We start from the raw sequence: 26,285 nt of genomic DNA on the forward strand, positions 1-26,285 counted from the left end.
TGAAAAGGACCGGGAACAGACCGGCCGTCCGGGAGCGCTTTCTTGACTTCTCATCCGTCGTTCTGCCGTCCTGGTCCATCCGGGCTGCTGTACCCATGCTGATCGCCGCCTCTTTGTCGGCGTTGGTGCTGCTGTCGCTGCTCGCCGTTGTCGCCGGTGGTCGTGAGATCACCCATCGGTTGGTCCATGCCGGGTGCGCCGCCGCCAGTCTGGGGCTGCTGATCGGCGGCCTGACCCATCTCGGCACCGGCCCGGGCGGGTCGCCCTCGATCGTCCTGCCGCTCGGTCTGCCGTGGATGGCGGCCCATTTCCGCCTCGATAATCTGTCCGCCTTGTTCATGGTGGTGGTCGATCTCGCCGCCGTCGCCGCCTCGGTCTATGGCATCGGCTATTGCCGCCATCTGCCCGAAGTGCGGCGGGTGACCCCGTTCTTCCCGCTGTTCCTGTTCGGAATGAACGCGGTGTTGCTGGCCGACGACGCCTTCATGTTCCTGGTGGCGTGGGAATTCATGTCGCTGGCGTCGTGGCTGATGGTGCTGGCCGACCATAAATCTGCGGAAAACCGCCATGCCGGGATGGTCTATCTGGTGATGGCGGCGTTTGGCACCTTTTGCCTGCTGACCAGTTTCGGTCTGATGGCCGGGGCGGGCGGGGCCTATACCTTCACCGCGATGCGTCAGGCCGAACTGGCGGCGGTTCCTGCCTTTCTGGTGGTGCTGACGGCGGTGCTGGGCGCTGGGTCGAAGGCCGGTCTGGTGCCGCTCCATGTCTGGCTGCCGCTGGCCCATCCCGCCGCCCCCAGCCATGTCTCGGCGCTGATGAGCGGGGTGATGACCAAGGTCGCGCTGTACGGCCTGATCCGCATCCTGTTCGACCTCCACGGCGAGGTGCCGTGGGAATGGGGCGCGGCGCTGATGGTGATCGGCGGGGTCAGCGCGGTGCTGGGCGTGCTCTATGCGCTGTTCCAGGACGATCTGAAGCGGCTTTTGGCCTATTCCACCGTCGAGAATGTCGGCGTCGCGGTGATCGGGCTGGGGCTCGGCATCGCCTTCAAGGATGCGGGCGAACCGGCGCTGGCGGCGCTGGCTTTGGTCGGCGGGCTCTATCACATCGTCAATCACTCAATCTTCAAGACCTTGCTGTTCTTTGCCGCCGGGGCGGTGATCAGCGCCACCGGCGAACGCCGTTTGAGCGGCCTGGGCGGGTTGCTGAACCGGATGCCGTGGACCGGCACCGCGGCCCTGGTCGGTGCCGGGGCGATTTCGGCGCTGCCGCCGCTGAACGGCTTCGTGTCGGAATGGCTGATCCTTCAGGCCCTGTTCAAGGGGCCGGGCCTGCCGCATTGGGCGATGAAGTTCGGCGTGCCGGTGGTCGGCGCGATGCTGGCCCTGGCCGGGGCGCTGGCCGCGACCTGTTTCGTCCGCGCCTATGGCATCGTCTTTCTGGGCCGTCCCCGTTCGTTGGCGGCGGCGCGGGCCGATCTGCATCCGACCCCGGCCAGTATGCGCTGGACGATGGCGGTGCTGGCGCTGCTGTGCATCCTGCTCGGCGCGATCCCGGTGACGGTGACGGATGCCTTGTCGGCGGTGGTCCAGCCGATGACCGGGCTGCATTTCGCGGTGTCGGCCGATCTGGGCTGGCCGTGGCTGTCGCCGGTCAGTTCGACCCGGGGCTCTTATTCCGGCACGATGCTGGTGATGGTCGGGGCCGTGCTGTTCGCCGTCGCGGTGGTGCTGGCCCATGGGCTGGGCACCCGAGGCGTTCGCCGCGCCGATGCCTGGGATTGCGGCCACCGCGAGGATATCCCCGAAACCCAATATACCGGCCAGAGCTTTTCCCAGCCGCTGCGCCGGGTGTTCGGCACCTCGATCTTCCTGGCGCGCGAAACGGTCGAGATGCCTGAACCGGGCGAGCGCAGTCCGGCCCGGCTTTCGGTGCGGATGATCGATCCGGTGTGGGTCTGGCTCTATGACCCGATCTCGCGGGCGATCAATTTCATCGCCGACCGGGTCAACCGGATGCAGTTCCTGACGGTGCGGGGCTATCTGCTGATGATGTTCTCCACCCTGGTCTTCATGCTGCTGGTGGTGGCGTGGAGGCAGCAGCCATGACCGAATTTCTGATTCAACTGGCGCAAATCTTCCTGGTGGTGGCGCTGGCCCCGTTGGTCACCGGCTGGGTCCGGCTGGTCAAGGCGCGGTTGCAGGGTCGGGTCGGAGCGTCGGCGTTGCAGCCCTATCGCGACCTTTACCGCCTGCTGCAACAAGAGGCGGTGGTGGCCCATTCCGCCTCGTGGCTGTTCCGTGTCGCGCCCTATGTCACCTTCAGCGCGGTGTGGCTGGCCGCCGTGCTGATCCCGACCTTCACCACCGATCTGATCCTGGCCCCGGCCGCCGATCTGATCGCCCTGGTGGCGCTGTTGGGGGTGGCGCGGTTCTGGACCGCCCTGGCCGGACTGGATGTCGGCACCGCGTTCGGCGGGCTGGGGGCATCGCGCGAGATGATGATCGCCTCGCTGGCCGAACCGGCGATGCTGATGGTGACCTTCTCGCTGTCACTGGTGTCGGGCAGCACCGCGCCGTCGCAGATCATCGCCTTCGTGCTGTCGGGCAGCGTCGGGATCGAGGTGTCGATGGGGCTGGCGCTGGCGGCGCTGGTGATCGTCGCGGTGGCGGAAAACGGACGGATTCCGATTGATAACCCCTCGACCCATCTGGAACTGACGATGGTGCACGAGGCGATGGTGCTGGAATATTCCGGCCGTCACCTCGCTTTGATGGAAGCGGCGGGGATGGTGCGGTTGACCCTGTTCCTCGCCCTGATCGGCGGTCTGTTCGCGCCGTGGGGCATCGCCCAGGCCGGAGCGGGCTGGGGGGAATGGCGGTGGGGCTGGGAGCATTCTTTGCCAAAAGCTTTGCCCTGGCCTCGGCCTTGGCGGTGTTCGAGACCGGGATCGCCAAGATGCGGGTGTTCCGCTATGCCGATTTCCTGGGCGGCGCGCTGCTGCTGGGGCTGCTGGCGACGATCTTCCTCTACGTGTCGGAGGCGGTGTGATGGGAGCCGGGCAGATCTCCTATGACGTCGCCCACCTGATCGGGGCCACCGTGCTGATGGCCGGGCTGCAATTGCTGTATCAGCGTCGTCTGTTCGCGGTGATCAACACCTTCGCCTTCCAGGCCCTGGCCTTGGCCGCCGCCGCCGGGTGGCAGGCCCATGTCCAGAATGCGCCGCATCTCTACGTCACCGCCGGGATCGCCCTGGTGTTCAAGGCAATGATCGTCCCCTTCGCCCTGCATTGGCTGATCGAAAAGCTGGGGATTCACCGCAGCGTCGAAACCGCGATGTCGATCGGCTGGACGATGATGGCCGGGGTGGCGCTGGTGGCGCTGTCGATTCTGCTGGTGCTGCCGGTCACCGCCAACGCGGCGGCGCTGACCCGCGAGAGTCTGGCCCTGGCGATGAGCGTGGTGCTGATCGGCCTCTTGATGATGATCACGAGGCGTAATGCGGTAACTCAGGTGGTCGGCTTCATGGCGCTGGAAAACGGGCTGATCCTGGCGGCGGTGTCGGCCAAGGGAATGCCGCTGGTGGTGGAAATTTCGGTGGCGTTTTCGGTTCTGGTGGCGATGACCCTGTTCGGCATCTTCTTTTTCCGCATCCGCGAGCGCTTTGACACCCTCGACATCAACGATGTCGAAACCTATCGCGGGGACCGGCAATGATCGACCGGCTGACGGGCTTGCCCGGGCTTGAAAACCCGCTGCTGTGGATTCTGGCGGTGCCGCTGGGGGCGGCTGGCTTCCTCGCGGTCTTGCGGGACTGGCGGGTGGCGTCGTGGGTCAATGTCGCGGCGTCGGCCTTGACCTTCATCGCCTCGCTGGTGCTGCTGCGAGTGCGTCCGGCCCCGACCAAGTTGTTCTTCATCGACGATTTCAACGTCTATCTGGTGGTGCTGACCGCCTTTGTCGGCCTGACCACCTCGGTGTTCTCGGCTGCCTATATCGCCCGCGAAAGCGAGGGTAACCGCCTGTCCGACCTGCATCTGCGCTTTTATCACGCGATGTATCAGGCCTTTCTGTTCACGATGCTGCTGGCGCTGTCGGCCAACAATACCGGGGTGATGTGGGTCGCGGTCGAGGCGGCGACCCTGACCACCGTGCTGATGGTCAGCCTGTACCGCACCCGCGAGGCGATCGAGGCGGCGTGGAAATATTTCATCCTCTGCTCGGTCGGCATCGGGCTGGCGTTGTTCGGGACGATCCTGGTCTATCTGGCGGCCCAGCCGGTGATGGGCGACGGAGCGGATTCGATGGCCTGGACCGAGATGATGCGCCGGGCGGCGGAGTTCCAACCCGATCTCTTGAACCTCGCCTTCGTCTTCGTGCTGGTCGGCTATGGCACCAAGGTCGGTCTGGCCCCGCTCCATGCCTGGTTGCCCGACGCCCATGCCGAGGGGCCGACCCCGATTTCGGCGGTGCTGTCGGGGCTGTTGCTGAACGTCGCGTTGTACGCCCTGCTGCGCTTTAAGATGCTGCTGTCGGCCAATGGCCAGACCCTGTCGCCCGGTCCGTTGCTGGTGGTGATGGGGCTGTCGTCATTGTTCCTGTCGGCCTTCATGCTGTACCGGCGCGGCGACATCAAACGGCTGTTCGCCTATTCCTCGATCGAGCATATGGGGCTGATCACCTTTGCCTTTGGGATGGGCGGGCCGCTGGCCAATTTCGCCGGTCTGCTCCACATGACGATGCATTCGTTGACCAAGTCGGCGATCTTTTTCGCGGTGGGCATCATCTCGCAGAACGAGGGAACCAAGCGGATCGCCGATATCCGGGGCCTGACAATGTCGCATCCGGTGCTGGGCTGGGGCTTTGTCCTGGCGGTGCTGGCGATTGCCGGTCTGCCGCCGATGGGTGTGTTCATGAGCGAGTTCCTGGTGCTGGGATCGACCTTCTCGCGCCAGCCGCTGTTGGCGCTGCCGCTGGCGATCGCGCTGTTGCTGGCGTTCGGCGCGCTGATCAGCCGGTTACAGATGATGGCGTTCGGCGAGCCGCCGCCGCGTTCGGCGGTTCAGAGCCATGCCGGGCGGGCGTCGAGTATCCTGGCGCTGACCCCGCTGTGGCTACACATGGCGCTGGTGCTGATGGCCGGGCTGTATCTGCCCGCGCCGTTGGTGGCGTGGTTCCACACGGTGGCGAGGATGCTGGGATGATCGGGCAGGAAACGCTGGCGGAGTTTCTGGCCGGAGCCGAGACGGTGGCGGGCAGCCATCCCTATCCCCGAACCCGGCTGGACCGGGTCGGCTGGCAGGCGCTGGTGGCGCGGCTGGCCGGATCGGATTGGGGCCTGATGGCCGAATGGGGCGAACCGGACGAGGTCTATGTCGCCCTGCGCGACGAAAGCGACGGCGAGATCCGCATCGTCTCGCACCGCTGTTTCGACCGCCGCTTTGCCGCGATCGGTGCGGTCAGACCGGCGGCGATCCGGCTGGAGCGGGCGATCCGCGATCTGTGGGGGCTGGAGCCCGAGGGGCTGGACGACCGCCGTCCCTGGCTTGATCATGGCCGCTGGCCGGTGCGCCAGCCGCTGGCGGCGCGGCCGCGCGATCCCTCGCCGACGCCGTTCGCTTATCCCTTCCTGACCGCCGAAGGCGAGGGGCTGCACCAGATTCCGGTCGGGCCGGTCCATGCCGGGGTGATCGAGCCGGGCCATTTCCGCTTTCACGCCCAGGGCGAGACGGTGGTGCGGCTGGAAGCGCGGCTGGGCTATACCCATAAGGGGATCGCCGGGCTGGCGACCGGCCGGACAATCAAAGAGGTGGCGCGACTGGCCGGGCGGGTCTCGGGGGATTCCACCGTCGCCTATGCCCTGGCCTATGCCCGTGCCGTCGAGGCCGCGACCGGGGCCGATGTGCCGCGCCGGGCCAACTGGCTGCGCGCCCTGATGGCCGAGCTGGAGCGGCTGGCCAATCACCTTGCCGATATCGGCGGTATCTGCAACGACGCCGCCTTTGCGGTGATGCTGGCCCATATGTCGGTGCTGCGCGAACGCATCCTGGGGGTCAATCGGGCGCTGTTCGGCCATCGCCTGCTGATGGATCAGGTGGTGCCGGGCGGTGTTGCCGCCGATCTGCCGCCCGAAGGGTCCGAGACGATCAAGCAATTGCTGTACGGGCTGCACAAGGAAATCGACCGCGCCCGCCAATTGTACGAAAACACTCCCTCGCTGTCCGACCGGACCCAGGGCACCGGCATCCTGCCCTCGGCCCTGGCCAATCGGTTCGGTGCGGGCGGATTCGTCGGCCGCGCCTCGGGGCGGGGGCATGACGCCCGCCGTGTGCCGGGCTATCCGCCCTACGAGATGCTGGATCTCTCGGTGCCGATGCTGCTCGAAGGCGACGTCAACGCCCGGGTGATGATCCGCTTTGCCGAGGCGGCGGAAAGCCTGCGCCTGATCAACCGCATCCTGCTCGAACTGCCCGACGGGCCGGTGCGGACCGACCTGCCGCTGCGGGCGGGCGAGGGGATGGCGGTGACCGAAAGCTTTCGCGGCGAGGTGCTGGTGTGGGTCCGGGTCGATGAGTCCGGGCGGGTGGTCCGCTTCCACGCCCACGACCCGTCCTGGTTCCAGTGGCCGTTGCTGGAAGCGACGATCAAAGGCAACATCGTTGCCGACTTCCCGCTGTGCAACAAATCGTTCAATTGTTCCTATTCGGGGCATGACCAATGATTCCCCCGATTTCGAAATTACTGTTCCGTGCCCTGACCCGGGGACCGCAGACAAGGCGCGGGCCGGTCGCGCCCGATCCCGACGGCGCGCTGGAACTGGCGGCGGCGCTGGGCGAGCGGGCGCGGGCCAAGCTGGGCCGTTCGCTGGCGATCCGCGAGGTCGATGCCGGATCGTGCAATGGCTGCGAGTTGGAGATTCACGCCGTCAACGGTCCCGTCTATGACCTGGAACGGTTCGGCATCCGCTTTGTCGCCAGCCCACGCCATGCCGACGTGCTGATGGTGACCGGCCCGGTCACCGCCAACATGGCCGAGGCGCTGCGGCGGACCTACGAGGCGGTGCCGTCGCCGAAATGGGTGGTGGCGCTGGGCGATTGCGCGCGTGATGGCGGCTGCTTCGCCGGGTCCTATGCGGTGGTGGGCGGAGCCGCCTCGGTGGTGCCGGTTGATCTCCACATTCCCGGCTGCCCGCCCGAACCGGCGCGGATTCTATCCGGTCTGCTCGAAGTGATGGAGCGGGCGGTGAAAGGGTGATCTTTTCGCGTCCGCGTTAAGAAGACCCGTGCACCCGCGGTCACCCTCGGCTAAGACAGTACCGGATAGACTAAATGGGGTTTGCCTCCGCCCGGACGGAGGATGGCCCCGGTCAAGGAAGGTATGAGGATGACACAGCGGATGAAGTCTCTGGTTCCTGCGCTGCTTCTCGCGGCGGCGATGGCGACCCCAGCGGCGGCCGAGGAAGTCGGCAGCGTCTCGACCGTGTTCAAGGCGCTTGGCCCCAACGACAAAATCGTGATCGAAGCGTTCGACGATCCCCAGGTTATCGGCGTCACCTGCTATCTGTCGCGGGCCAAGACCGGCGGGATCAAGGGCGGGATCGGCATTGCCGAGGATACCGCCGACGCCGCGATTGCCTGCCGTCAGGTCGGTCCGATCCAGTTCGTCGAGCAGATCAAGGACGGCGACACCGTGTTCAAGAAGGACACCTCGCTGCTGTTCAAGACGATGCAGGTGGTCCGATTCCTCGACCGCAAGCGCAACGTGCTGGTCTATCTGGTCTATAGCGACCGGATCATTGAAGGCTCGCCGAAGAATTCGGTGTCGGCGGTGCCGATCCAGAAGAACTGGATTCCGTAAGGTGACGACTGACCTGCCCGCCGATCAACGGCTGTTGCTCGACGGGTTGCTGGCTCGGCTGGACGGCATCCGCGATTCGGCGGCGCTGTCCCAATTTATGTCCGACGTGCTGCGCAGCCTGCTGCGCCGCCAGGGCGACGCCGAGTTCCGCGAGACGATCCAGGCCGCCTTTGCCGAGGGTCTGGTCGCCCATACCTGGGACGAGCAAAAGGTGCTGGCCGCCGAAGTGATCCGGGTCGTGATCGACAAACGGCCCGAGATCGCGCTCGCCTGGCAAATGGCCAATGCCGGGTCGTCCCCGGTCGGGACCCGCCGCGCCGCCGATGCGCCGCCGTCCCCGCCGCCAGTCGCGTCCGCGCCGCCGCCGACCTCGGAATATCTCTATGCCGAGGCCGAGGCTGGTCTTGGCCGCTATGTCGCCGATATCGCGGTGCGGCGGCTGGCCCAATTTCAGGTCCCGCCTGCGACGTTGCCTTCGGCCGCCTATCATTCCGGTCGGCCATTCTTTCTGTTCGATCCGGCGCTGGGCCAGGTGCTGGGCGATTTCGTCGCCGGGCCGCTGCTGCGCCATTGCCGCGACGGGATGGAACGGCGGGTCTATCGCCCCTGCGAGGGGGGCGTGCCAGTCGGCGACGAGGCCTGGGCCGCCTATATGGCCGACAAGCGCGACCATGTGTGGGCGATTTTGCTCGACCGGCTGACCCGGCTGGCCGTCGATCACCAATCGGCCGAAGCCAAGCAGAACGGGGTTCATGAGGGTGGCGATCCCGGCTACCGGATTGTCGAGGTTCCGGTTACCAAGCCGCGTCATTTCTCGATCCTGGGGGTCGAGTTCACCCTGGGCCACGTCACCACCACCCGCAGGGTCAGGGTCAAGACCCCGCCCGCCAACGCGCTGGAGTCCAACGAGCAAGAGGCGCTCGATCTGCTGGCCGAACTGCGCCTCTTGGCCGAGCGGGCGCGGATCGAGCTGCCCGACAGTGCCGACTTCCAGTTCCTGCGCACTTTGTTCGAGTTCAACGTTCGCCAGTTCGTCGCGCTCCGCGACGAATTGATGGCGCTGTTTGCCAATGCCGGGACCAGCGGGCCGTTCCTGCTGGAACGGCTCCACGCGATCGACGATGTGCTGAGCAGCATTCTGGCCGACATTCTGGGGCTGATGCTGTTCACCCGTCACGGGGACGGGCGGTTCGGCCTGTCCGATTTTTATTATTTCTGCCAGGGAGCCGCCCGCGATTTCAGCGCGGTCAGCGAGACAAGGCCGTTCAGCGTGATCGAGATCGCCTCGCGCCCGCGCGAACTGGTGCTGCAACTGCGCGAGGGGCTCCGGCGGCGGGTCCATCCCGACAAGCTGTTGTCGGCGGTCGAGAAGCTGCTGGAATGCTGGACGGTGATCGGCCGCACCCGCTTTGGCACCGAGCTTGATCAGGGGTTGGCGGTATTTGACTCGTTTGCGCCGTTGTTCGCCGACGATCCCGATTGCGAGGTGATCGCGGAAATCACCCGGATGGTTCGCGGCCAATTGGTGACCGGCGGGGCCAGCCGCGAGTCGCTGTTGCTGGCGCTGGGGCGGGCCTATGAACCGATTGGACGGCGGACGGCGGGACGATATTGATGCGTATTCTGTTTATCACCGCGAGCCGGATCGGCGATGCCGTCTTATCAACCGGGCTGTTGAATCATCTGGCCGAACGCTATCCCGACGCCCGCTTCACCGTTGCCTGCGGGGCTCCGGCTGCCCCGTTGTTCGCCGCCGCTCCGTTCGTTGACGAGGTGATCCCGATGATCAAGCGCCGCCGCGCCGGTCATTGGATCGATCTGTGGCGACGCACCGTGACACGGCGCTGGAATCTGGTAGTCGATCTGCGCGGCTCGGCGATCGGTTGGCTGCTGCCCGCGTGGCGGCGGCGGGTGCTGAAATCCTCGTGGGAGCCGCGTCACCGGCTGGCCCATCTCGCCACCGTGCTGCGGCTTGATCACGTTCCGCTGCCCCGCTTGTGGGCCGGGACGGCCGAGCGGGCGGCGGCGGAACGGCTGATCCCGTCCGGCGGGCCGGTTCTGGCGGTCGGTCCCACCGCCAATTGGGGGGGCAAGCAATGGCCCGCCGACCGCTTCGTCGCGGTGATCGCGCGTCTGACCGCGCCGGGTGGGGTTCTGGCCGAGGCCCGGGTCGCGGTGATCAGTTCGCCGACCGAGCGGGAGGCCGCCGCCCCGGTGCTGGCATCGGTGCCGCCCGAGCGCCGGATCGATCTGACCGACGGCGCGCACGATCTCGCCACAATCTATGCCTGCCTGGAACGCTGCGCTTTTTACCTGGGCAACGATTCCGGGCTGATGCACATGGCGGCGGCGGCGGGAGTGCCGACGCTGGGGCTGTTCGGGCCGTCGTCCGAGATCTTCTATGGTCCGGCGGGGCCACGGGCGGCCAGCGTGCGCGGGCCGCGCTCGTTCGAAGATATCTGCCATGCCCCCGATTTCGATCACCGCCGTCAGGACAGCCTGATGCATGATCTCGATCCCGAGACGGTGGTCGCGGCGGCTGAACGGCTGTGGGCCAGCCTGTGACCCGCAGGCGCCTGCGTCTGCGCCTTTCGACCGCCGTTTGGGCTTTGCTGATTTCGCTGGCGTTGCATCTGGTGGCGTTCGTCGGCGTGTGGCGGCTCCAGATCGATCTGCCGCCCGATCCGGTTGCCGAGCGGGTGACGATTGTCGATCTCGCGCCGCTGCCGCCGTCTCCTCCCCCGCCGCCCCCAGCCCCTCCGCCCCCTCCACCATCACCGCCTCCGCCGCCACCGTCACAGAAAGCGGACCCGAGGCCGAAGGAGCCGCCGCCGCCTCCGCCGCAATTGACCCGCGCCCCGATCGCCAAGCACTCCTCGGGGGTCAAGTCCGGTAATGAGTCCGTCCGCCCCGCCCCTTCGGCCGCAGCGGTGCTGAGCGTCGAGACCGCCGGAAGCCGCAAGCCTCAGGCTCCGGCACGCGGCGGACTCAGCCAAAGCGCCCAGGATTTCATCCTGGCCCAGATTCTGAAGATGTGGCGGTTCGATACCGCGCCGATGAAAGGGAAGGGGGTGGTGATCTCGGCGATGATCGAGATCAATGCCGACGGCACCCTGGCCGGGGCGATGAACCGCACGGTTCCATGGAATCCCGGCGCGGTGATCTCGGGCTATGACCGCCTGCCGCCCGACAGCCCGCTGCGCCGGGCGCTGGAAGCCTATCTGCTGGCGCTGCGGCTGGCCCAGCCGCTGACCCTGCCGCCCGACGACGGCAAGGGCTGGCCGCGCCGGATGACCCTCCGCTTCGCGATCGACGATCTGTAAGAAGAGCTTATACCAAGCTGCATCATGCAGCTTGTAGGCCCAAGGGGCCGCGCGCCCCATGGCGCGGAGCCAAGCGAACGGAGTGAGCGCCCGGCGAATGAGGGCCTGCGCGGATCGATTTCGATCAGCGCAGCTTGGTATTACCCCGCGAACGGAGCGAACAGACGGCTAAGCAATCCGCTTGGGCGGATCGGGTCGTCGCCGACGCACAGGCACAGACAGGCTTGATCGGTATCGGCGACCGGGCGATAGAAGCGGTTGGCGGCCTCGACCGCGAAATCGCCGGGGCGGTAATGCCCGACCGCATCGCGATAGGCTCCCTGCAACACCACGTTAACTTCGGCGGCGGCGTGGCGGTGACGGGGCGAGACCACGCCAGCCTGCATCCGGATCAAGCGGGCCTGGGCGCGGTCGGAGCTGACCAGGATTGCCTGATCGATTCCGGGCGAGACGGGGTGCCAGGACAGACGGGCCGAATCGCCGCCGCAATAGGCTCCGATCGGGCCGGGCAAGGCGGAGCCACGGGCGGGCAAGCGGGGCGCGGGCGGGGTCCGGTCGAGCCGGGCCAGGGTGCGGGCCAGCGCGTCGTCGGCCATCGCGCAAATGGGAAGGGATTCGAACGTCGCTCCGGCCAGGGCTTCAAGCCGGGTCACTTCGGCCCGACAGCGTGGGCAGAAGGCGAGGTGGGTGGCGACGGCCAGCGCCGTCGCTTCGTCCATCGCTCCGGCGGCATAGGCCGCCAGCAACGCGTCGGAGGGGTGGAAGGAGGCGCTCATCGGCTTTCTCCCAACAGGGCCTTGATCCGCCCCATCGCCAGTCTCATGCGGGATTTAACGGTTCCCAGCGGCACATCGAGCCGGGAGGCGATCTCGGCGTGGGGCATGTCCTCGAAGAAGGACAGGGCCACCACCCGCGCCTGATCCGGCGGTAAGTGGGTCAAAGCCGTGCGCACCCGCTGTTCGCGGCGCCCGGTCTCCAATGCCTCGTCGGCGGGCGGGGCCGGATCGACGACCAGATCGGGGTCGTCCGGGTCGATCTCGGGCCGCCGTTCGTGGCGCAGCCGGTCGATCCGCAGATTGCGGGCGATGGCAAAAATCCAGGTGCTCGCGCTGGCCCGTTCGGGATCGAACGCCGCCGCTTTGCTCCACACCGTCAGCATCGCGTCCTGCGCCAGTTCCTCGGCCACCGCATCCTCGGCCCCCAGGCGACGCAGATAGGATTTGATCCGGGGCGCGTAATACAGGAACAGCGCGGAAAAGGCGGCCTGATCGCGGGATTGGGCGACCGCCCGCAAGCGAGCGTTCATCGTCTGGGCGTGCGGGTCCGGGTCTGCCGGGGTGTCGTCGCGGGCGATCATGATCCTCCCGTCGTGTTATCGGCGGGCCGACCAGAGACAGCTCTGGCACGGCCTCGGACCGATCATCGTCGCGACGGGAGGAAAAAGCCAGCATCAGCCCGCCCCGGCCGCCATCCGCTCGTAGCTGATCGCCAGCGAGCGCAGCACCGGCCCGGCTCCGTCATGGCCATTGGCGATGTCGCGCAGAGCGCGGGCCAGGGCGATCAAGGTGGTCTTGTCAGCGGTGCGGGAAGTCGTCGAAGCCATCATCGGTCTCCTTGGAGAGCGTCGGTTATGATGGTTCTACGCAGCCCCGGCCGGGTTGGATCACCGGCCGCAGCAAAAAAAGATCAGGGGAAGCCGCCGCCGTCGGCATGGGACGTCCGGCCGTCGGTGAGGTGAAGATCAATCTCGGTCACTGGACAGGGGGCGATTCCGGTGCTGCGCCCGCCCAGCGGTCGGACCACCGTCTCGACCATGCATTGCTGCGAGCAGACTTCGGAGCAGACTTCGATGCGGTTTTCCCACATTTCGGTGGCGGCCTGGACGACATAGCCGTGCATCGCCCGCGCATCCTCGTCGGAATAACGGCCGCCCAGCGCCTTGGTATACTCGGCGATCATCCTGTCAGGCGAGATGTCGGAACAGCCGCAATTGGCGACCAGACCGAGAAAGCGGCCCATCCGGCCGTACCAGGCCGGTTGTTCTGGCGGCGGCAGACAGCCGGGGAGCAGGAGCGGCAGCCCCAGCGCCAGCACGAATGCCGCGCGGGCTGTCATGCCGCGATCCTGTCGAGATGGTCGGCCAGACGCCCCAGCGCGGCCGAGAGCAGGCGATGATCGTTGGCGTCGAGTACGGCGGCCATGATTGCGGCACCTTCGTCGCTCAACAGGTCAAGGGTCTGGAGCGCGGGAAGCACGCCATCTTCGGCCAAGAGGTCGAGCGCGGTGCGGAAGATGCGGTGTCGACCGCCGCGCGATTCCTCGCCCAATAATTCGGCCAATGCATCAGGACAGGGTTGCTTGCGGTGGACCCGAAAAGCAAGACCTCGCAGTAAGCGAGCTTTTTCAACTGGGTCGAGAGAATCGTTGCGGGCCATGATGGACGCTCCTGCTCCGGCGAGATCCGGGCTCGCAACTTTCGCTCTCTGGCTGGGGGTGCGTCAACCTTTTCACGATATTGATCGACCGGCTCTCGAAATTGGGTGCCTTGACCATAGGGTCGGCCTCCCGCCTATAATGCCCGGGGAGGATACATGCTGGCCTGCGGACCTAGAGCTTTGACGGGGATATTGCGGCTTTCGGCGGCGCTGGTGCTGCTGATGCTGCTGTCGGTCCCGGCCCCAGCATCCGAAGGCAGCGGACTGCCGTTGCCTCGCTTTGTCTCGTTGCGCTCGGACGAGGTCAATCTGCGCACCGGCCCCGGCGTCCGCTATCCCATCGACTGGATCTATGCCCGCAAGGATTTGCCGGTCGAAGTGGTGGCCGAGTTCGAATCCTGGCGCAAAATCCGCGACTGGCAAGGGTCCGAGGGCTGGGTCCATCAAAGCATGTTGTCCAGTCGGCGGATGATGGTGGTGATCGGGGCCCAGCGCCCGTTGCGGGCGTCGGATTCGGACTCCGCCGATCCGGTGGCGATGTTGGAACCGGGCGTGCTGGGCCGCCTGCTGCAATGTCCGCGCAACCGCGATTATTGCCGCGCCGAGATCGGCCGCAGCCAGGGTTGGCTGCGGCGCGACGAAATCTGGGGCGTCTATAAAGGCGAGTGGATCGAGTAAGGCGGACGGGGCGTGCCCCCGCTTTAATCGGCGGCGGGCGGCTCTTCCGGGCAGATCAGATCAACGGTTTCGTCGGCAATCGCGATTTCGGCGGGCAGGCGGGCGACGATGTCGCCGTCTCCCTGCACCGGAGCCCCGCGCGGCCCGGTGATGATGATCGACTTCGCCTTGATCACCTGAACCTCGGGCAGTTCGGTCAGCTTGCCCAGCGGCAAGGCAATCCCATAGCGCAGCATCCCGGTGACCCCGGCGGCGGGCAGGATGCAGATTTCCAGCATCGGGTCTTCCAGGTTGGCGTCGGGGGCGGCGACGAACGGCCCGCCATAGAAGCGGCCCTTGCACGCCACCACCATCCGCCCTTCATAGGTCACGCCGTCGGCGCGGATGGTCAGAATCGGGAAGTCATAGCCGACCGCCTGCTTCAATCCCTCGACGACATAGGCCAGCTTGCCCGCATGGCGTTTCAGGGTGACGTTGAGCCCGGCGACGACTTCGGCGTCAAGCCCGGCCCCGGCCATCAGCAAAAAGCGGCGGCGATTGGCGGTGCCGAGATGGACTCGCCGCGCCGGGCCAAAGGCGATGGCGCGGGCGACCTGTTCGCCGTCGCGGGGATCGAGCCCGATTTCGCAGGCGAGCACGTTGGCGGTGCCAAGGGGCAGCACCCCCAGCGCCAGCCCGCCCCCGGCCAAAGCCAATCCGTTCAGGACTTCATTGACGGTACCGTCGCCTCCGGCGGCGATCACCGCATCGAACAGGGCCGGATCGACGCTGGCGGCAAAATCCTCCGCATCGCCGCGTTTGGCGGTTTCGCGGACCGTGACGGCGCACCCAAGCTGTTCGAGCCGGTCGACGACACCGATCAGGCGGCGACGTTTGTGACGACCGGCGGTGGGGTTGTGAACGATCAGAACCCGGCGCGGCCGGGTCGGGATCGGCGAGGCTTCGATCGACGGGATCAGGCTATTTTCCAACATGACGCGTTCTATATCGCGGCTTGTTGACGAATCATCAGTGAAATAATTGTTACGAACATTATTCAGTTCGATGAATTTTGGCAAAACTAAGGCAATGAGTATGTACAAGCCGACCTATGCGCACTAGAACCGCGACACCTGAAGCGTCCGGAACTGAGATTGGATAGGTGGATGCATGAACGCCAGTACTGATATAAAGCGGCGTTACCGGACCATCTGGATTTCGGACATCCATCTCGGCACACGCGGCAGCAAGGCCGACGATCTGCTCGATTTTCTGAAAAGCACCGAATCCGATACGCTTTATCTGGTCGGCGACATCATCGACGGCTGGCGGCTGCGTAAATCCTGGTTCTGGCCGCAATCCCATAACGACGTCGTGCAAAAATTGCTGCGCAAGGCGCGCAAGGGAACCCGGGTGGTGTTCGTGCCGGGCAATCACGACGAGTTCGCCCGCGATTATCACGGCATTCTGTTCGGTGACATCCGCGTCGCCACCAGTGCGATTCACCAGACCGCCGACGGGCGGCGTCTGCTGATCGTCCATGGCGATGCATTCGACGGCGTGGTCAAGCACGCCAAGTGGCTGGCTCATCTCGGCGACGGGGCCTACACCCTGGCGCTGTCGCTCAATCACTGGCTGAACGTGGCGCGCCGCAGCCTGGGCTTTCCCTATTGGTCGCTGTCGGCCTACCTGAAGCTCAAGGTCAAAAACGCGGTTCAGTACATGGCCAATTTCGAAGAGGCGATGGCCGACGAAGCGCGCCGCTGTCAGGCCGATGGCGTTGTTTGCGGTCACATCCATCACGCCCAGATGCGCGATATGGACGGCATCCTCTACTGCAATGACGGCGATTGGGTCGAAAGCTGCACCGCCCTGGTCGAGAATTTCGACGGCAGCCTGGAAATCGTGCACTGGCTGCGGGCGCCGGGGATGTATCTCGCCTCGGCGGCGTCGGCCCACGACGACAAATCCGGGGAAGCCGCCCCGCAGCTCAGTCGGGTGTGACGCCGGTTTAAGGAGAAGGAATGCGTATTCTTGTCGTCTCGGATGCCTGGCTGCCCCAGGTCAATGGTGTCGTCCGCACCCTCGATACGCTGAGAAGCGAATTGGAGCGCACCGGCCACGAGGTGGTGATGCTCACCCCCGAGCGGTTCCGCACCATTCCCTGTCCGACATATCCAGAGATCCGGTTGGCGGTGCGCCCCGGTCCGCGGATCGCCCGGCTGATCGAGGCGGCGCAGCCCTGCGCGATCCATATCGCCACCGAAGGCCCGTTGGGCTGGGCGGCGCGGCGCTATTGTCTGCGGCGGCGTCTGCCCTTTACCACCGCCTATCACACCCGCTTCCCCGAATATATCAAGGCCCGGTTCCGGGTGCCGCTGCCGCTGTCCTATGCGGTGATGCGGCGGTTCCATGCCGCCTCGTCGCGGGTGATGGTGGCGACCCAGGGGATCGAGACCGAGCTGGAACAGCGCGGCTTTCACCGGATCGGCCGCTGGTCGCGCGGGGTCGATACCGACCTGTTCCGCCCCCGCCCCGAAGCCAGGGGCGATGACGGTCCCTTTGCCGGTCTGCCCCGGCCGATCTTTTTGTATGTCGGGCGGGTCGCGGTCGAAAAGAACATCGCCGCCTTCCTGGCCCTCGACTTGCCCGGGAGCAAGGTGGTGGTCGGCGACGGGCCGCAGCTTGACGATCTGCGCCGCCGTCATCCCGAAATCCACTTTGCCGGTGCCCAGTTCGGCGAGGCTCTCGCCCGCCATTATGCCGCCGGAGACGTGTTCGTTTTCCCCAGCCGGACCGACACCTTCGGCCTGGTCCTGCTCGAAGCGCTGGCGTCGGGCTTGCCGGTGGCGGCCTATCCGGTGCCGGGTCCGCTGGACGTGATCGGGGCTTCGCCGGTCGGGCGGCTCGATACCGATCTGGGCAAGGCGGCGTTGGGGGCGATTGGGATCGATCCGGCGCTGTGCCGCGCCCATGCCCTTGATTTCTCGTGGGCGGCATCGACCCGCCAGTTCGTCGAGAATCTGGCTCCGTTCGAAATCACCTGCTGGAAAGAACCGGCGCCGGTGTAACGGCAAGGCGCGCGTCTTGCGCCGTTGGTTCCGATCAGGGAGCGGCGGCCTCGGCGGCGCGCGCGTTCGAGCGCTGATACTTGTTGAGACCCTCGGCCATCGCCGCGGCGAACCAATCGTTCGCCGGGGAGGATGGCGCTGCGGCCGAGGCTGCCGTTGCGGCGGCATTGGAGGCAGGCGGCACGGACGTAGCCGCCGCCGTACCTTCGGCCTGGGCGGCGACGACCGGGGCGGCGTTGGCGGGGGCGATCAAGCCCGATTGCGGCCGTGCCCCGGTGACGGGCAGGGGGGATCGTCCGCTATTGCCGGAAACCGAGGTGGCCACCACCGGAGGAGTCCGGGTGGCGAGGTCCGTCGTCCGCGACGGCATGGTCAGCACCCGTCCGGGCTTGGTGTTCCATAACCGCGTCGGGGCCGCGTCGGCGGTGGCGGCGACGCTGACGGCGGCGGGGGCATTGTCGGCGCTGGCGGTTCGGGCCGTCTCGGCCGGGGGCACGCTGGCGCTGGTGCTGACCTGGGGACGCGGCGCGGCGGCCGGGGCGGCGGGCTCGTCGCCGATCAGGTCGGTCAACAGAATCGGCCGGGCGTCGGTCGGTTTCGTCTCGGTCTTGGGCTCGCTCGTGGCGCTGCTGGCGACGGCGGCGGCTTTCGGTTGGGTATTATCGCTCGCCGTTGCATCGCTGGGCGGAGGCTGGGCGGCTGGCGTGGCTTGGGCGAGGGCGGTGCCGCTGTCTCCCGGAGCCGGATCGTCGCGGAACAGGGCCAGCATGTGTCCCCCCGCCGTGGCGCCGGTGCTTTCCTCCAGCACGCCGTTGACCGCCGCGCCGATCAGTCCGATCACGCCACCGAACAGCGCGCCCCCGGTCAGGCGGGCGGCTATGCCGATCTTGTCGCCGGACACGTCGCGATAGATGTCGTTGACCAGCGGGATGTGTTGCAGCGGATTGATGACGTCGACCAGATCCCAGAACGAGGGTTCATCGTCGTCGGCGCCGAACATGCCGACATGGCTGTGCTTCGACCCGGCCTTGTCGGTCGATTGCGTCGCCGCGGTCTCGGCATTTTCCGACGGCAGAGTCGGAATCAGGGAATCGATCGGATTCGAAGGCCTGACGGAAGACGTGGCGGAGACCGACATTGCGTCACCTCGGGGACTGGGGCGACGAGGTTATCTGCAAGAGCAATGCCAGTTTGAAGAAGGGCGGAAAGGCTGTGTTTGTCGTCCGCCGCTTCACGCCCCCGACGGCCGGATGCCGCCGGGGGGAAGATTCTGCCCGGTCGTTATTTCTTCTTGGGCTTGTTGGCCAGGGCGCGCTCGATCCCCTGCTGGATGATCTCGCCGGCCTTTTCCGGGCCGCCCCAACCCTTCAACTGGACCCACTTGCCGACTTCCAGGTCCTTGTAATGGACGAAGAAGTGCTCGATCTGCTGAACCAGAATCTTGGGCAGGTCTTCATAGCTGTTCACGCCGTCATAGAACGGGTGCAGCTTGGAATGGGGCACGGCCAGGATCTTTTCGTCCATGCCGCCTTCGTCTTCCATCAGCAGCACGCCGATCGGGCGCGAGCGCATCACCGCGCCGACGGCAACCGGGGTGCGTCCGACCACCATGATATCGACGGGATCGCCGTCTTCGGACAGGGTGTGGGGAACGAAGCCGTAATTGACCGGATAGTACATCGCGGTGTTGAGGAAGCGGTCGACGTACATCGCACCGGATTCCTTGTCGATCTCGTATTTGACCGGATCGCCATTCAACGGGATCTCGACGATCACGTTGACGTCGCGCGGCGGGTTCTTACCGATCGGAATCTTCTTGAGGTCCATGGGATTGGTCAGTCCTGTCAGAGAAGTACGTGAGGCCGCCGCGCCAAAGCGGGGCCTCGGACAGTGCGCCGGTCCGGCCCGTGACGGCCTTGACCTGCGCAAAAGAAAAAACCTTGGCGGGCATTGCTTTGCTCCTGGTCAAAAGAGCGTCGCCAAGGATGAGCCTGCCGACAGCACGTTTCAACCATGCTGGGCCGGCTCGGTTCGGTAATGGCGGGCCAACCAGGGCAAAAGCAACAAAGCGGGCAGCGTCACCACCGTGGTCATCAAGAAAAAAATCGACCCAGCCGAACCGATCGGCCAGCCAGCCGCTGGTCGAGGCGAACAGGGTCCGCCCCACCGCCGTCAAAGACGAGAGTAGGGCGTATTGGGTGGCAGTATAGGCCACATTGCACAATCCGGACAGATAGGCCACCAACGCCGATCCGGCCATTCCGGCGGTCAGGTTCTCGGCGAAGACACACACCGCCAATGCGGCGACATTGTGCCCGGCCATCGCCTGGACGACATAAAACAGATTGCCGACCGATTGCAGCACGCCGAACAGCAGCAACGCCCGCATCACCCCCATCCGGGCGATCAGGGCGCCGCCGATCAGGGTTCCGGCGATGGTCGCGCCAAAGCCGAAAATCTTGCTGACCCAGGCGATCTCTTCCAGCGCGAAGCCGCTTTCGATGTACAGGGTGTTGGCCATCGCCCCGGCCATCGCCTCGCCGGTCTTGTAGCCGACGACGAACAGCAGCACCGCCCACCACACCGGGCGGGACATGAATTCGGCGAACGGGCAGACCACCGCGCCATACAGCCAACCGGCCAGCCGGGCGGTGCCGCCGTGCAGATCAGGGCGGCGGGCCAGGAAGGCGGCGGCGCGCTCCTCGCGCTCGCGGGTGGCGGGGGAAACGACGACCGCCGGTTCGGGGCCGAACAGGAACACGGCCAGCCCAACCGCCACCAGCGCCGCCATCGTGGCATAGGCGGCGAACCAGCCCCAGGCCGAGGCGACGAACAGCGCGCCCGCGCCCGAAGCCAGCATCGCGAGGCGATAGCCGGTCTGAACCGCGCCCGCGCCCGGTCCCTGCGAGGCGGGATCAAGGATTTCGACGCGGTAGGCATCGATCACGATGTCCTGGCTGGCCGATAAAAAAGCGACCCCCAGGGCAAGACATCCGGTCACCCACAGATTATGGGCGGGATCGGTGGCCCCCAGCGCCAGAATCGCGACGATCAGAAGGCACTGGATGGTGACGCCCCAACTGCGCCGCCGCCCCATGCGCCGGGTCAGAACCGGCAGGCTCAGGCGGTCGATCAATGGCGACCACAAAAATTTGAGCGCATAAGGAGTCCCGACCAGAGCGAAGGCTCCGATCGCGCTGCGGCTGATTCCCTCGCTTTTCAGCCAGGCCGACAGGGTGGAGAAGGTCAACAACAGCGGCAGGCCGCTGGAAAACCCCAGCAGAAGTACCAGCATCACCCGCCGGTCGAGATAGGCGGCGAAGGCGGCGGACCAGCTTCGTTTCATCGGGGGGAGGGGACCAGGCAGAGTGGGGGGAAAAGGCAAGTCCCTTGCTATGCCAAAGCGGTCGGGCGGCTGGCAAGACAATTCGCCAAACGGCTTTCACGCCGCTCTTTGCACGCCCGATCCGCTTCGCCATCTTTTTGCCATGGTTGCACGCTCTGGCCCCCTCCCTATATAAGGCGCGGGGGATAACCGAATTGATGGTCGATCCCCGGTCAATTTCAGCGATTCAACCCGGAAGGGGGTCGCGGGGCGGCTGCGCAGACAGCAGAGCCCCGGGGATCTGCCGAGCAGGAATGAGGATGACATGAGCAAAGTTATCGGCATCGACCTGGGCACCACGAATTCGTGCGTTGCCGTCATGGAAGGCAAGACTGCCAAGGTCATTGAAAACGCCGAGGGCATGCGCACGACCCCGTCGATGGTGGCTTTCGCCGAATCCGGGGAACGACTGGTGGGTCAGCCGGCGAAGCGCCAGGCGGTCACCAATCCCGCCAACACCCTGTTTGCGATCAAGCGTCTGATCGGTCGTCGCTATGAAGACCCGATCACCAAGAAAGACGCCAACCTCGTTCCCTACCACATCGTGTCGGGTGACAATGGCGACGCCTGGGTCGAAGCCCGCGACGCCAAGTACAGCCCCAGCCAGGTGTCGGCCTTCATCCTGCAGAAGATGAAGGAAACCGCCGAAGGCTATCTGGGCGAGACCGTCACCCAGGCGGTGATCACCGTTCCGGCCTACTTCAACGACGCCCAGCGTCAGGCGACCAAGGACGCCGGTCGTATCGCCGGTCTTGAAGTGCTGCGCATCATCAACGAGCCGACCGCCGCTGCTCTGGCCTATGGGCTGGAAAAGAAGGGCGCCGGTATCGTCGCGGTCTATGACCTTGGCGGCGGCACCTTCGACGTGTCGGTGCTGGAAATCGGCGACGGCGTGTTCGAGGTCAAATCGACCAACGGCGACACCTTCCTGGGCGGTGAAGATTTCGACGCCCGGATCATCGATTACCTCGCCGACGAGTTCAAGAAAGAGCAGGGCATCGACCTGCGCAAGGACCGGCTGGCGCTCCAGCGTCTGAAGGAAGCGGCGGAAAAGGCCAAGATCGAGCTGTCGTCCTCGATGCAGACCGAAGTCAACCTGCCCTTCATCACCGCCGACGCCTCGGGCCCGAAGCACCTCAACATCAAGTTGACCCGTGCCAAGCTCGAAGCCCTGGTCGAGGATCTGGTCGCCCGCACCATCGAGCCGTGCAAGGCCGCCCTGAAGGACGCTGGCGTCAAGGCCAGCGAGATCGACGAAGTGATCCTGGTCGGCGGCATGACCCGCATGCCCAAGATTCAGGAAGTGGTGAAGGAATTCTTTGGCCGCGAGCCGCACAAGGGCGTCAACCCGGATGAAGTCGTCGCTATCGGCGCCGCGATCCAGGGCGGCGTGCTGAAGGGCGAGGTCAAGGACGTCCTGCTGCTCGACGTCACCCCGCTGTCGCTCGGCATCGAAACCCTGGGCGGTGTGTTCACCCGTCTGATCGACCGCAACACCACCATCCCGACCCGCAAGAGCCAGGTGTTCTCGACCGCCGAGGACAACCAGACCGCCGTCACCATCCGCGTCTTCCAGGGCGAGCGCGAGATGGCTGCCGACAACAAGATGCTGGGTCAGTTCGATCTGGTCGGTATTCCCGCCGCGCCGCGCGGCGTGCCGCAGGTCGAGGTCACCTTCGACATCGACGCCAACGGCATCGTCAACGTCCAGGCCAAGGACAAGGCCACCGGCAAGGAACAGCAGATCCGCATCCAGGCTTCGGGCGGTCTGTCCGATTCCGACATCGAAAAGATGGTCAAGGATGCCGAGGCGCACGCTGCCGACGACAAGAAGCGCAAGGAACTGATCGAAGCCCGTAATCAGGCCGACTCGCTTGCTCACTCGACCGAGAAGAGCCTGAAGGAATTCGGCGACAAGGTTCCCGCCGATCTGAAGGCCGAGGTCGAGCGCGACATCGCCGCGGTTCGCTCCGAGATGGAGAGCGAGGATTCCGCCGCGATCAAGGCTCGCACCGAGACTCTGATGCAGAGCTCGATGAAGCTGGGCGAGATCATGTACAAGCAGGCTGGCGAGGCCGAAGCGGCCCAGGGCGGTGCTCAGGGTGCGGCTGGCCACGATGAGAAAGTCGTCGATGCCGATTTCGAGGAAGTCGACGGCGACAAAAAGGGCCACTGATCCGGCCCGATCGTCTTCACGGCCGACGGGCGATCCCGTCGGCCGTTCGTTCGCCCCGGCGCCGCCGTCTCCCGTCGCTTGAAACGGGGGGGCGCGGCCGTCTGGGCCAGTACCGGATAGCAAGCGAAGCGCATGAGCAAGCAGGATTACTACGACCTTCTCGGTGTCGGGCGTGGTGCCTCGGCCGACGAGATCAAAAAGGCCTATCGCAAGATGGCCATGCAATTTCATCCCGATCGTAATCCGGGCGATGCCGCGGCAGAGCAGAAATTCAAGGAAATCAACGAAGCCTATGACGTCCTGAAGGACGATCAGAAGCGTTCGGCCTATGACCGCTTTGGCCATGCCGCCTTTGAACAGGGCGGTGGACGTGGCGGCGGGGCGGGCGATTTCGGCTTCGGCGGCGGCTTCGCCGATATCTTCGACGAAATGTTCGGCGAGATGATGGGCGGCGGACGGCGCGGTCAGGCCTCGGGCCGGGGTGCCGATCTGCGCTACGACATGGAAATCTCGCTCGAAGATGCCTTTGCGGGCAAGACGGCGACGATCCGGGTGCCGACCTCGGCGGTGTGCGAGGAATGCAAGGGCACCGGCGGTCGCGACGGCGCCCAGCCGGTGACCTGCTCGACCTGCCACGGTCACGGCAAGGTCCGCAGCCAGCAGGGCTTCTTCACCATCGAACGCACCTGCCCGACCTGCCAGGGGATGGGCCGGATCATCAAAGACCCCTGCCGCGCGTGCAGCGGCACCGGCCGGGTCCGCAAGGAAAAGCAGCTGTCGGTGACGATTCCCGCCGGTGTCGAGGACGGCACCCGGATTCGTCTCGCCGGAGAGGGCGAGGCCGGGATGCGCGGAGCCCCGGCGGGCGATTTGTACATCTTCCTGTCGCTGAAGGCGCATCGTCTGTTCCAGCGTGAAGGCGCCAATATCTATTGTCGGGTGCCGATCCCGATGGTGACGGCGACGCTGGGCGGGACGATCGAGGTTCCCACCATCGACGGCGGCAAGGCCAAGGTGGTGATCCCCGAAGGCACCCAGACCGGGCACCAGTTCCGTCTGCGTGGCAAGGGGATGAGCGTCCTGCGCAGCCCGTCGCGCGGCGACATGTTCATCCAGGCGACGATCGAGACTCCGGTCAATCTGACTCCGCGCCAGATCGAGCTTCTGCGCGAGTTCGAAACCGCCGGAGAGGACAAAAAGGGCGGCAATTCCCCGGAAAGCCATGGCTTCTTCGCTCGGGTCAAGGAATTCTGGGAAGACCTCAAGGAGGGCTGACCCTGACCCTGATGCCCCGTCTGCTGCTGGTCATCGCCGATCCCCTGCTGGCCGAGACCGTTGCCGGTCATCTCGGCCGGGCGATGGCGGTGACCCGCGCCGACGATCCCGCTTCGGCCCTGGCGGCGGTCGTTGACCAGGATTTGATCCTGGTCGACGAGGCGGCCTGGAGCGGGGATGAGGCTCCGTGCCGGGCGTTGCGGGCAGCCGGGGTGACCCTGCCGCTGGTCCTGCTCGCCACCGGAGGGGCAGGCGATCCCGATGCCGATCTGGTGATCGCCAAGCCGTTGCGCCTGTCGGCCTTATCGGCGCGTTTGAGTGATGTTCTGTCCCGTCGTGCCGCCACGGCCGGGATCGCTCTCGGGCCTTGGCGGCTGGAATACGACCGGCGGCTTCTAACCGCCATCGCCGATGAGCGGGCGGTGCGGCTGACTGACAAGGAAGTCGCGATCCTGCGCCGTCTGGCCGAGGCGGCGGGGGCGGTGGTCAGCCGCGAAAACCTGCTCGCCGATGTGTGGGGCTATTCCGCCGACCTCGATACCCACACGCTCGAAACCCACATCTATCGCCTGCGCCGCAAGATCGGGGAGGGGGCGACGACGATTCGCCCGGCCTGTTGCGGACCGAACCCGGCGGCTATCGTCTCGCCCTTGAGGGGTAATACCAAGCTGCGCAGATCGGAACCGATCCGCGCAAGCCCTCATTCGCCGGGCGCGGCCCCTCCGGGCCGCTTGGCTCCGCGCCACGAGGCGCGCGGCCCTTCAGGCCTAACCAACCCGCATGAGTTTCACTCATTGCGGGTTGGTATAACTCAGCTCCCCGGCACACCGGCGGTGGTGGAATGGACGAAATGCAGCGCCGCGCCGGGGTGAACGACGTCGTGGGCCGAATGGGCGGCGCGGGCCGCTTCGGCAAAGCCGGTCAGGATCAGGCGCAGCTTGCCCGGATAGGTGCAGATATCGCCGCAGGCGAAGATGCCGGGGCGGCTGGCGGCACCGCTGGCGGGGTCGATGGTGACGGCATGACCGTCCATATCGAGGCCCCATCCGGCGACCGGGCCGACATCGCCCGATAGTCCGAAAAAGGCCAGCAGGGCGTCGGCGGGTATCCGCCGCGTCTCACCCTCCAGCGTGGACACGATCACCGCCTCCAGGTGGCCGTTATCGCCTTCCAGGGCATGAAGCTGGGTCGGGATCACCAGATCGATCCGACCCTGCTCGGCCAGCCGCAGCAACTCCGCCTCGGCTCCCGGAGCGGCGCGAAAGCGCGGGCGGCGATGGACCACGCTGACCTTCGCCGCGATCTCGGACAGCGAGATCGCCCAATCCACCGCCGAATCTCCTCCGCCCGCGATCACAATCCTCTTGTCGCGGAAGGCTTCGCGGCGGGGCACGCTATAGAACACGCCGCGGCCTTCATATTGCTCCAGCCCGTCAAGCGGGGGCCGCTTGGGGGCAAAGGCTCCGCCGCCCGAGGCCAGGATCACCGCGCGGGCCAGGATTTCCTCGTCGCCGCCCAATCCCATCCGCCAGCGTCCGTCCGGCTCGGGAGTCAGGGTGGTGGCGGTAACTCCCAGATGGTAGACCGGATCGAACGGCGCGGCCTGTGCGCTCAATCGCTCGACCAGTTCCGAGGCCAGGATGCGGGGATGGCCGGGTACGTCATAGATCGGCTTTTCCGGGTACAGCGCCGAAAGTTGCCCGCCGACATGGCCCAGCGCATCGACGACATGGCAGCGGACCTTGACCATCCCGCATTGAAAGACCGTGAACAACCCGACCGGTCCCGCTCCCACCACCACCGCGTCGGTTTCATGAACGCGCATTGTCTTTGGCCTCTTCGTCATTTCCGTCCGTTCCAGATGGCCCCGAGGCGGCAAACCGACAAGAGTGAGCGGGGCGTGTCATTTTGACCGTTGCATCCGGCCCAACCCTGACATACAGTGTCGCCCCTTGCTTCTGCGTAGCACCCGTAGCTCAGCTGGATAGAGTACCGCCCTCCGAAGGCGGGGGTCACAGGTTCGAATCCTGTCGGGTGCGCCAAAGCTTCTCCCTTATTTTAAGACGATCATCCCAGCCTCACCCAGGCTGCGGACGCGATT

At 65.9% G+C, this 26,285-nt stretch carries 26 protein-coding genes and 1 tRNA gene; 17 read left to right on the forward strand and 10 right to left on the reverse strand.

All coding sequences use genetic code 11. The features are described 5' to 3' along the window. Positions 1–95 precede the first annotated feature (95 nt). The 10 genes from hyfB to K678_RS17670 all read left to right on the forward strand — a co-directional run bounded on the left by hyfB (position 96) and on the right by K678_RS17670 (position 11,185). Positions 96–2,111 carry a hydrogenase 4 subunit B gene (gene hyfB / locus K678_RS07875; RefSeq protein ID WP_021131931.1) on the forward strand — a complete coding sequence of 672 codons (2,016 nt, stop codon included), beginning with the start codon at positions 96–98 and terminating at the stop codon, positions 2,109–2,111. Then, a complete protein-coding gene (locus tag K678_RS07880) occupies positions 2,108–3,079 on the forward strand; it encodes a respiratory chain complex I subunit 1 family protein (protein WP_021131932.1) in 972 nt (323 codons plus the stop codon). The genes hyfB and K678_RS07880 overlap by 4 nt, the downstream gene beginning before the upstream one ends. Then, on the forward strand, positions 3,054–3,722 hold the full coding sequence (locus K678_RS07885; RefSeq protein WP_021131933.1) for a hydrogenase-4 component E: 669 nt from the start codon (positions 3,054–3,056) through the stop codon (positions 3,720–3,722). Before K678_RS07880 ends, K678_RS07885 begins: the two co-directional genes overlap by 26 nt. Further along, positions 3,719–5,209: a hydrogenase 4 subunit F gene (locus K678_RS07890; protein ID WP_021131934.1), complete on the forward strand. Its 1,491-nt coding sequence runs from the start codon at positions 3,719–3,721 to the stop codon at positions 5,207–5,209. The genes K678_RS07885 and K678_RS07890 overlap by 4 nt, the downstream gene beginning before the upstream one ends. After that, positions 5,206–6,726, forward strand: a complete 1,521-nt coding sequence (locus K678_RS07895; protein ID WP_021131935.1) for a hydrogenase large subunit — start codon at positions 5,206–5,208, stop codon at positions 6,724–6,726. Before K678_RS07890 ends, K678_RS07895 begins: the two co-directional genes overlap by 4 nt. Beyond that, positions 6,723–7,259: an NADH-quinone oxidoreductase subunit B family protein gene (locus K678_RS07900; protein WP_021131936.1), complete on the forward strand. Its 537-nt coding sequence runs from the start codon at positions 6,723–6,725 to the stop codon at positions 7,257–7,259. The genes K678_RS07895 and K678_RS07900 overlap by 4 nt, the downstream gene beginning before the upstream one ends. Positions 7,260–7,400: 141 nt before the next feature. Continuing rightward, the gene (locus tag K678_RS07905) at positions 7,401–7,862 is read left to right on the forward strand and encodes a CreA family protein (RefSeq protein WP_021131937.1); all 462 of its coding nucleotides are present in this window, start codon (positions 7,401–7,403) and stop codon (positions 7,860–7,862) included. A 1-nt stretch (position 7,863) separates the two neighbouring features. Further along, positions 7,864–9,477: a hypothetical protein gene (locus tag K678_RS07910; protein WP_021131938.1), complete on the forward strand. Its 1,614-nt coding sequence runs from the start codon at positions 7,864–7,866 to the stop codon at positions 9,475–9,477. Beyond that, entirely contained in the window at positions 9,477–10,427 is a 951-nt protein-coding gene (locus tag K678_RS07915; RefSeq protein ID WP_021131939.1) for a glycosyltransferase family 9 protein, read from the forward strand. The genes K678_RS07910 and K678_RS07915 overlap by 1 nt, the downstream gene beginning before the upstream one ends. Further along, a complete protein-coding gene (locus K678_RS17670; RefSeq protein WP_155804497.1) occupies positions 10,424–11,185 on the forward strand; it encodes an energy transducer TonB in 762 nt (253 codons plus the stop codon). Before K678_RS07915 ends, K678_RS17670 begins: the two co-directional genes overlap by 4 nt. A gap of 140 nt (positions 11,186–11,325) precedes the next feature. On the opposite strand, the gene K678_RS07925 is transcribed toward K678_RS17670, so the two are convergent. The 5 genes from K678_RS07925 to K678_RS07940 form a co-directional block, all read right to left on the reverse strand. Beyond that, a complete protein-coding gene (locus tag K678_RS07925) occupies positions 11,326–11,961 on the reverse strand; it encodes a ChrR family anti-sigma-E factor (RefSeq protein WP_021131941.1) in 636 nt (211 codons plus the stop codon). Next, positions 11,958–12,542 (reverse strand): sigma-70 family RNA polymerase sigma factor, encoded by a 585-nt coding sequence (locus tag K678_RS07930; protein ID WP_021131942.1) that lies wholly within the window; start codon positions 12,540–12,542, stop codon positions 11,958–11,960. The genes K678_RS07925 and K678_RS07930 overlap by 4 nt, the downstream gene beginning before the upstream one ends. A 93-nt stretch (positions 12,543–12,635) precedes the next feature. Continuing rightward, positions 12,636–12,791, reverse strand: a complete 156-nt coding sequence (locus K678_RS18600; RefSeq protein WP_155804498.1) for a hypothetical protein — start codon at positions 12,789–12,791, stop codon at positions 12,636–12,638. A gap of 80 nt (positions 12,792–12,871) precedes the next feature. Then, positions 12,872–13,300, reverse strand: a complete 429-nt coding sequence (locus K678_RS07935; protein WP_021131943.1) for a hypothetical protein — start codon at positions 13,298–13,300, stop codon at positions 12,872–12,874. After that, on the reverse strand, positions 13,297–13,620 hold the full coding sequence (locus tag K678_RS07940) for a hypothetical protein (RefSeq protein ID WP_021131944.1): 324 nt from the start codon (positions 13,618–13,620) through the stop codon (positions 13,297–13,299). Before K678_RS07940 ends, K678_RS07935 begins: the two co-directional genes overlap by 4 nt. Before the next feature lie 156 nt (positions 13,621–13,776). On the opposite strand from K678_RS07940, the gene K678_RS07945 reads away from it, so the two are divergent. After that, positions 13,777–14,298, forward strand: coding sequence for an SH3 domain-containing protein (locus K678_RS07945; protein ID WP_039852459.1), 522 nt, complete (start codon positions 13,777–13,779; stop codon positions 14,296–14,298). A 23-nt stretch (positions 14,299–14,321) separates the two neighbouring features. On the opposite strand, the gene K678_RS07950 is transcribed toward K678_RS07945, so the two are convergent. Continuing rightward, the gene (locus tag K678_RS07950) at positions 14,322–15,272 is read right to left on the reverse strand and encodes a diacylglycerol/lipid kinase family protein (protein WP_021131946.1); all 951 of its coding nucleotides are present in this window, start codon (positions 15,270–15,272) and stop codon (positions 14,322–14,324) included. A gap of 175 nt (positions 15,273–15,447) precedes the next feature. On the opposite strand from K678_RS07950, the gene K678_RS07955 reads away from it, so the two are divergent. Both K678_RS07955 and K678_RS07960 read left to right on the forward strand, forming a co-directional pair. Continuing rightward, positions 15,448–16,281 (forward strand): UDP-2,3-diacylglucosamine diphosphatase, encoded by an 834-nt coding sequence (locus tag K678_RS07955; RefSeq protein WP_021131947.1) that lies wholly within the window; start codon positions 15,448–15,450, stop codon positions 16,279–16,281. A 20-nt stretch (positions 16,282–16,301) separates the two neighbouring features. Next, complete coding sequence (locus tag K678_RS07960) at positions 16,302–17,348, forward strand: glycosyltransferase family 4 protein (protein WP_021131948.1); 1,047 nt, start codon at positions 16,302–16,304, stop codon at positions 17,346–17,348. 34 nt (positions 17,349–17,382) lie between these two features. Here the strand turns inward: K678_RS07960 and K678_RS07965 are convergent, their stop codons facing one another. The 3 genes from K678_RS07965 to K678_RS07975 all read right to left on the reverse strand — a co-directional run bounded on the left by K678_RS07965 (position 17,383) and on the right by K678_RS07975 (position 20,694). Further along, positions 17,383–18,486: a hypothetical protein gene (locus K678_RS07965; protein WP_021131949.1), complete on the reverse strand. Its 1,104-nt coding sequence runs from the start codon at positions 18,484–18,486 to the stop codon at positions 17,383–17,385. A gap of 143 nt (positions 18,487–18,629) precedes the next feature. Next, positions 18,630–19,175 carry an inorganic diphosphatase gene (ppa, locus tag K678_RS07970; RefSeq protein ID WP_002729697.1) on the reverse strand — a complete coding sequence of 182 codons (546 nt, stop codon included), beginning with the start codon at positions 19,173–19,175 and terminating at the stop codon, positions 18,630–18,632. Continuing rightward, the gene (locus K678_RS07975) at positions 19,147–20,694 is read right to left on the reverse strand and encodes an AmpG family muropeptide MFS transporter (RefSeq protein ID WP_021131950.1); all 1,548 of its coding nucleotides are present in this window, start codon (positions 20,692–20,694) and stop codon (positions 19,147–19,149) included. The genes ppa and K678_RS07975 overlap by 29 nt, the downstream gene beginning before the upstream one ends. 304 nt (positions 20,695–20,998) lie before the next feature. Here K678_RS07975 and dnaK point away from each other — a divergent pair, with 304 nt between their 5' ends. From dnaK to K678_RS07990, 3 genes are all read left to right on the forward strand, one after another. Beyond that, on the forward strand, positions 20,999–22,909 hold the full coding sequence (dnaK, locus tag K678_RS07980; protein WP_021131952.1) for a molecular chaperone DnaK: 1,911 nt from the start codon (positions 20,999–21,001) through the stop codon (positions 22,907–22,909). Positions 22,910–23,041: 132 nt separating this feature from the next. Then, entirely contained in the window at positions 23,042–24,184 is a 1,143-nt protein-coding gene (gene dnaJ, locus K678_RS07985; protein ID WP_021131953.1) for a molecular chaperone DnaJ, read from the forward strand. Positions 24,185–24,195: 11 nt separating this feature from the next. Next, positions 24,196–25,056: a response regulator transcription factor gene (locus K678_RS07990; RefSeq protein ID WP_021131954.1), complete on the forward strand. Its 861-nt coding sequence runs from the start codon at positions 24,196–24,198 to the stop codon at positions 25,054–25,056. On the opposite strand, the gene K678_RS07995 is transcribed toward K678_RS07990, so the two are convergent. Continuing rightward, positions 24,996–26,009, reverse strand: a complete 1,014-nt coding sequence (locus K678_RS07995) for an NAD(P)/FAD-dependent oxidoreductase (RefSeq protein WP_021131955.1) — start codon at positions 26,007–26,009, stop codon at positions 24,996–24,998. The two genes, K678_RS07990 and K678_RS07995, sit on opposite strands and share 61 nt — an antisense overlap. A gap of 140 nt (positions 26,010–26,149) precedes the next feature. Between K678_RS07995 and K678_RS08000 the strand changes: the two genes are divergently transcribed. Beyond that, a tRNA-Arg gene (locus K678_RS08000) sits at positions 26,150–26,226 on the forward strand. Positions 26,227–26,285: the final 59 nt, after the last annotated feature.

Source organism: Magnetospirillum fulvum MGU-K5 (assembly GCF_000442515.1).
GTDB classification, from domain to species: domain Bacteria; phylum Pseudomonadota; class Alphaproteobacteria; order Rhodospirillales; family Magnetospirillaceae; genus Phaeospirillum; species Phaeospirillum fulvum_B.

What these genes read in the sequence shown, in the direction of transcription:
- K678_RS07950 (WP_021131946.1), bottom strand. Translation starts at nt 15,272, where the DNA reads ATGTTGGAAAATAGCCTGATCCCGTCGATCGAAGCCTCGCCGATCCCG.
- K678_RS07955 (WP_021131947.1), top strand. Translation starts at nt 15,448, where the DNA reads ATGAACGCCAGTACTGATATAAAGCGGCGTTACCGGACCATCTGGATT.
- hyfB (WP_021131931.1), top strand. Translation starts at nt 96, where the DNA reads ATGCTGATCGCCGCCTCTTTGTCGGCGTTGGTGCTGCTGTCGCTGCTC.
- K678_RS07895 (WP_021131935.1), top strand. Translation starts at nt 5,206, where the DNA reads ATGATCGGGCAGGAAACGCTGGCGGAGTTTCTGGCCGGAGCCGAGACG.
- K678_RS07965 (WP_021131949.1), bottom strand. Translation starts at nt 18,486, where the DNA reads ATGTCGGTCTCCGCCACGTCTTCCGTCAGGCCTTCGAATCCGATCGAT.
- K678_RS07905 (WP_021131937.1), top strand. Translation starts at nt 7,401, where the DNA reads ATGAAGTCTCTGGTTCCTGCGCTGCTTCTCGCGGCGGCGATGGCGACC.
- dnaK (WP_021131952.1), top strand. Translation starts at nt 20,999, where the DNA reads ATGAGCAAAGTTATCGGCATCGACCTGGGCACCACGAATTCGTGCGTT.
- K678_RS07930 (WP_021131942.1), bottom strand. Translation starts at nt 12,542, where the DNA reads ATGATCGCCCGCGACGACACCCCGGCAGACCCGGACCCGCACGCCCAG.
- K678_RS07900 (WP_021131936.1), top strand. Translation starts at nt 6,723, where the DNA reads ATGATTCCCCCGATTTCGAAATTACTGTTCCGTGCCCTGACCCGGGGA.
- K678_RS07890 (WP_021131934.1), top strand. Translation starts at nt 3,719, where the DNA reads ATGATCGACCGGCTGACGGGCTTGCCCGGGCTTGAAAACCCGCTGCTG.
- ppa (WP_002729697.1), bottom strand. Translation starts at nt 19,175, where the DNA reads ATGGACCTCAAGAAGATTCCGATCGGTAAGAACCCGCCGCGCGACGTC.
- dnaJ (WP_021131953.1), top strand. Translation starts at nt 23,042, where the DNA reads ATGAGCAAGCAGGATTACTACGACCTTCTCGGTGTCGGGCGTGGTGCC.
- K678_RS07945 (WP_039852459.1), top strand. Translation starts at nt 13,777, where the DNA reads ATGCTGGCCTGCGGACCTAGAGCTTTGACGGGGATATTGCGGCTTTCG.
- K678_RS07995 (WP_021131955.1), bottom strand. Translation starts at nt 26,009, where the DNA reads ATGCGCGTTCATGAAACCGACGCGGTGGTGGTGGGAGCGGGACCGGTC.
- K678_RS07940 (WP_021131944.1), bottom strand. Translation starts at nt 13,620, where the DNA reads ATGGCCCGCAACGATTCTCTCGACCCAGTTGAAAAAGCTCGCTTACTG.
- K678_RS07925 (WP_021131941.1), bottom strand. Translation starts at nt 11,961, where the DNA reads ATGAGCGCCTCCTTCCACCCCTCCGACGCGTTGCTGGCGGCCTATGCC.
- K678_RS18600 (WP_155804498.1), bottom strand. Translation starts at nt 12,791, where the DNA reads ATGATGGCTTCGACGACTTCCCGCACCGCTGACAAGACCACCTTGATC.
- K678_RS07935 (WP_021131943.1), bottom strand. Translation starts at nt 13,300, where the DNA reads ATGACAGCCCGCGCGGCATTCGTGCTGGCGCTGGGGCTGCCGCTCCTG.
- K678_RS07990 (WP_021131954.1), top strand. Translation starts at nt 24,196, where the DNA reads ATGCCCCGTCTGCTGCTGGTCATCGCCGATCCCCTGCTGGCCGAGACC.
- K678_RS07915 (WP_021131939.1), top strand. Translation starts at nt 9,477, where the DNA reads ATGCGTATTCTGTTTATCACCGCGAGCCGGATCGGCGATGCCGTCTTA.
- K678_RS07885 (WP_021131933.1), top strand. Translation starts at nt 3,054, where the DNA reads ATGGGAGCCGGGCAGATCTCCTATGACGTCGCCCACCTGATCGGGGCC.
- K678_RS07975 (WP_021131950.1), bottom strand. Translation starts at nt 20,694, where the DNA reads ATGAAACGAAGCTGGTCCGCCGCCTTCGCCGCCTATCTCGACCGGCGG.
- K678_RS07960 (WP_021131948.1), top strand. Translation starts at nt 16,302, where the DNA reads ATGCGTATTCTTGTCGTCTCGGATGCCTGGCTGCCCCAGGTCAATGGT.
- K678_RS07880 (WP_021131932.1), top strand. Translation starts at nt 2,108, where the DNA reads ATGACCGAATTTCTGATTCAACTGGCGCAAATCTTCCTGGTGGTGGCG.